The organism is Robertmurraya sp. DFI.2.37 (genome assembly GCF_029211245.1).
Lineage (GTDB): Bacteria > Bacillota > Bacilli > Bacillales > Cytobacillaceae > Robertmurraya > Robertmurraya methanolica_A.
In genome coordinates this window covers 1-361 of record NZ_JARGEJ010000381.1, presented here as the reverse complement: position 1 = coordinate 361, position 361 = coordinate 1, and the positions used below count along the sequence as shown (strand labels likewise).

General features: G+C 31.9%; 1 protein-coding gene. It reads right to left on the bottom strand.

All coding sequences use genetic code 11. The features are described 5' to 3' along the window. Positions 1 to 340, bottom strand: a 340-nt coding sequence (locus tag PZE06_RS26960) for an Hsp70 family protein (RefSeq protein WP_275792232.1), incomplete at its 3' end; no start/stop codon positions are given. Positions 341 to 361: the final 21 nt, after the last annotated feature.

The window sequence follows — 361 nt, the reverse complement described above, 5'->3', positions numbered from 1 at the left end:
CACTGGATATTGGCTGAATCAAACATTTATTCATTCCGTTAAACAGCAAGCTATGTATTGCTGCTCCATGAGACACATGCGTTTGAAGATTTGCTGGAACTAACATTTCTGAATCTTCAAAAAACTTATTTAGCGATTCTTGTATATATGGACTTTGTGCACTACCTCCAATAAAGAGAATATAATCAATTTCATCTTTAGCTATTTTAGATTTCTTAATGGCACTTTCTATTGGTGAATATATGCTGTTATATTCATCTTCACCCTTAATACGGGTAGTTTTACCATATCCATTTTTAAGGAAAATATTCATTGTTTCCGTTAGTTCCTTATTGGTCAAATAGAAACTACATTGTTTAAG